Below are 4,183 nucleotides of genomic sequence, written 5' to 3'. Positions count from 1 at the left end.
CGCCCATGACGGTGTGAAGCGTCCGGGTCGCGTTGTGGGCGCCCGCGCCGGTGGCGCCGGACTTCCCGCAGCCCGTGCCCAAGCCCGCGGCCTGCGCCGCGCCGGGCGACCGGGAGGTCGGCAAGGAACGCGACTGGGTGCGCCGCACGTTCAGCGAGCAGTACAACGCGGTCGCCGGTTCCGTCTCCCGCGTCATGTCGGAGTCGCCGGGCCTGCGCGGCGCCTCCCGGGCCGACGCGGCCGAGGCGCTCACCGACCTCGTCTCCGTGAAGCTGTACCTGTCGGGCGACAGCGGCCAGGTCGACCGCGCCGTGCGGTCCGCGACGGTCGGCCCGCACGTGCCGCTCGCCCGCTGCGTGGCGTCCGGGCTGCGCAGGCTCCCCTCGTACCGCGGGCCGGCGCTGCTGCGCACCTTCGCGACCACCGCGGAGCGCGGCTGGTTCCGCGAGGGCAGGCTCGTCACCGAGTGGGGCTTCTGCGCCGCCCGCACCGACGTCGGGGAGGCGGGGGCCGGGGACACCGACTTCCTCGTCTGGTCGATGACGGCCCGCAGGACCGTCCTCGTCGACCCCGCACGCGCCGACCAGATCATCTTCGTGCCCGGCACCAGCTTCAAGGTGCTGCGCGGAGTCGACGGCGCCGAGAGCGGGACGGGCCGGCCGACGGTCCTCCTGCGGGAACTGCTGCCGTCCGAGATCGGCGAGGACGGCCGCGTCGACGTGGCGCGCGTCCCGCTGGACGAGATCGCGCTCGCCGGGCTCGAGCAGGCCGTCGAGGTGGTCGAGCAGTCCGAGAGGGCCGCCGCCAAGTCCGGTGGCCCGTCCGGGCCGCCGGAGACCGCGCCCGGCAGCGGCTGGCCGCCCGGACTGGTGTCCGCCCGCATACAGCCGTCCGTACGCAACGAGGGAGCGAAGCCGTGAGCCGCCAAGTCCTGTTGGTCTCCGGTGACCGGCCGGGGGCGCACCGGTCCATCGCGCAGGCGCTGGCCGACGCCACCGACGGCGCACTGATCACGGTCGCGCCCGGCCGCTACGACGAGGCCCTGCACATCACCCGGCCCGTCAGCCTGGTCGCCGAGGGCCGCAGCGGGGTGGAGATCCACGCCTCGGCCGGCTCCGCCGTCGTGGTGGACGCCGAGGTCCAGCTGTCCGGGCTCGTGCTGTCCGGCACGGACCCCGAGGCGCCGGTGCTCGACGTGCGCCACGGGCAGGCCGCGCTCGACGGCTGCTCCCTGTCCGGCGGGGCGTGGGCGGCGGTCCTCGCATGGCAGGACGGGGTGCTGGCGCTGCGCGGCTGCCGCGTCACCAACGCGCAGGGCGCGGGCGTCGTCGTCACCTCCGGCGGCGGCAACGTGCTGGAGGGCTCCGAGATCGTCGAGGTCGGCTCGTCCGCGGTCGTCGTCGCCGAACAGGGCCGGCTGACCGTGCGCGAGTGCGTGCTGACGAACGCACGCGGCAACGGCGTGTGCGTCAACGGCCGCGCCACCGCAGTCGTCGAGTCGACCCGCATCGACGGCAGCGGCAAGCCCGCGCTCGCCGTCGAGCAGCAGGCCACGGCCGAACTGCGCAAGGTCGCCGTGAGCGGGAGCGCCGCGCTCGACGCGTACCTCACGAGCACCGGCGAGACGGTCCTGACCGACTGCACGTTCACCGACTCCGGCGGGCAGGCCGTGCACATCAGCGGCGGCGCCGCGCCGCTGCTGCGGGGCTGCACCGTGACGGGCGCGGCGACCAGCGGCGTGCAGGTGACCGGCGCGTCCAGGCCCCGCCTGGAGGAGTGCACCGTCACCGGCTCGCCGGTCGGCGTGGCGGTCGAGGCGCGCAGCGACGCGACGTTCGCCGGGCTGACCGTGCGGGACGCGAGCGGCGCGGCGCTCCAGCTCGCCGACGCGGCGGCGGCCCGGGTGGAGTCCCTGGCGGTGTCCGGCGGCTCCGGCGCGGGTGTGGTGGTGGGCGGCGCGTCCACCCTGTCGGTGCGCACGGGCGAGATCTCGGCGGGCGGCGCGGCCGTCCGGCTCGACGAGAAGTCCGAGGGCACGCTGACACAGGTGCGGCTGCGCTCGACGGGCGGCGGCGGCCTCGGCCTTGAGCTCGCCGGCGGCGCGTCCGCCGTCCTGGAGTCTTCCTCGCTGCTGGAATGCGGCGCGGTGGTCGGCGCCGAGTCGCAGCTGACCGCGCGCGAGAGCGAGTTCACCGGGTCCGGCGCCGACGCCGTGCGCACGGTCAACGGCGGCTCGCTGGTCGCCGTCGGCTGCCGGATGACCGGCGCGCGCGGCCACGGCGTCAACATCCAGGCCTCCTCGCGGGCGGAACTGTCGAACTGCGCGGTCTTCGACAACGCGGGTGACGGCGTGCGCTGCAACACCGAGGAACCCGTCACCGTCCACGACTGCGAGATACGCGACAACGGCGGCCGGCCCGTGCACCAGCTGACGGCGGGCCCGCACGTGTCGGTGGAGCGGCTGGAGACCGGCGGCTCCGGCGGCGAGGGCAAGGGGCGCGGCGCGGAAGACGCCGAGCCCGCGGCCGACCCGGGCGGCACGGCCGGAGCGCACCACACCGGCACCGGGCCGCTCGCCGAACTCGACGCGCTCGTCGGCCTGGAGAGCGTGAAGAAGGAGGTCACGGGCCTCATCAACCTCAACAAGATGACGCAGCGGCGCATGGAGATGGGCCTGCCCATGCCTCCCATGAGCCGCCACCTCGTCTTCGCGGGGCCGCCCGGAACGGGCAAGACGACCGTGGCCCGGCTCTACGGCGCGGTCCTCGCCGAGCTGGGCATCCTCAGCCAGGGCCACATCGTCGAGGTGGCCCGCGCCGACCTCGTCGCGCAGATCATCGGCGGCACCGCCATCAAGACCCAGGAGGTCTTCAACAAGGCCCTCGGCGGCGTGCTGTTCATCGACGAGGCGTACACGCTCACCAACCAGTCCAAGGGCACGGGGCCCGACTTCGGCCAGGAGGCCGTCGAGACCCTGATGAAGATGATGGAGGACCACCGCGACGAGGTGGTCGTCATCGTCGCGGGCTACTCCGAGCAGATGGACCAGTTCCTCGCGTCCAACCCGGGCATGGCCTCGCGGTTCGCCCGCACCGTCGAGTTCCCCAACTACACGCCCGAGGAACTCGTCACCATCGTGCGGGGCCTGTGCGCCAAGCACTACTACGAGATGACCGAGGACGCGCTCGAGGCCCTCACGCAGTACTTCGTCGAGATCCCGAAGACGTCCACGTTCGGCAACGGCCGCGTCGCCCGGCAGATCTTCGAGCAGATGATCAGCAACCAGGCGTCCCGGCTGGCGATGAACCCGCCCGACGACGACTCCGCGCTGAGCATGCTCGACGCGGCCGACACCGGCTTCGACCTGGACGACCCGGCGGGCACGGCGGACGGCCCCGGCGGCGGCGCCGACGGCTCGGCGGCCGGCGGCCGGCAGCGGCCCCGCGCCGACAGCCCCGCCATCCGCCGGATCGCCGAACTCACCGGCCTGGACAGCGCACGCGAGGGGCTGCGCACCCGTCTCGACACGCTGCTGCGCAACAAGCAGCGCCGCGAGCGGGCCACGGGCCTCGCCAACGTCGTGCTGGAGGCCCCGCCCGGCTCCGGCCGCCGCACCCTGGCCCGGCTGTACGCGCGCGGCCTCGCCGAACTGGACCTCGTGACGACCGGCGCGGTGCACCACCTCCCGCTCGCGGCGGTGCCGGTGCGCTGGGCCGAGCAGCCCCGCTTCCTGCTCGCCGCGGCCTTCGAGGAAGCCGCGGGAGGCGTGCTGATGCCGGAGATCGACCCGGCCTTCGACCGCCGCGGTGAAGCCGAACGCGCCGCCATCCTCGACGCCCTGGCCCGCGGGATGGAGGCCGTCCCGGAGACGCCCGTGGTCCTGCTCGGCAGACCCCCGCACCTCATGGACCTGATGCGCGAACGCATCGACCTGGCCCAGGCGTTCGCCGCGTACCTGCCGCTCGATCCCTACACGCCCGAACAGCTCGCGCGGCTGGTGGAGGGCCGGCTGACCGCCCTCGGCTTCCGGCTCGCCCCGGAGACCGGCGAGGTCATGGCCGAACGCTTCGCCGAGCGGCCGCCGGCCGGGGGCGCGTACGGCGCGCGCCGGCTCGCCGACCGGACGGCCGCGCTGTCGCGGACGCGTACGGTCGCGCCGGACGACCTGGAGCGCGCGACGGCC

The 4,183-nt window shown here is 75.0% G+C and carries 2 protein-coding genes; both read left to right on the top strand.

What is annotated here, in order from left to right:
- Positions 1 to 74: 74 nt before the first annotated feature.
- Positions 75 to 920: a hypothetical protein gene (locus L1885_RS24650; RefSeq protein ID WP_235799374.1), complete on the top strand. Its 846-nt coding sequence runs from the start codon at positions 75 to 77 to the stop codon at positions 918 to 920.
- The coding region (locus L1885_RS24645) for a right-handed parallel beta-helix repeat-containing protein (RefSeq protein ID WP_235799373.1) at positions 917 to 4,183 on the top strand (3,267 nt) is incomplete at its 3' end. The genes L1885_RS24650 and L1885_RS24645, both read left to right, overlap by 4 nt.

The organism is Streptomyces fuscigenes (assembly GCF_021556455.1).
Taxonomy (GTDB): domain Bacteria; phylum Actinomycetota; class Actinomycetes; order Streptomycetales; family Streptomycetaceae; genus Streptomyces; species Streptomyces fuscigenes.
Note: the sequence above shows the minus strand (reverse complement) of the source record. Positions and strands in the feature narration are given on the sequence as shown.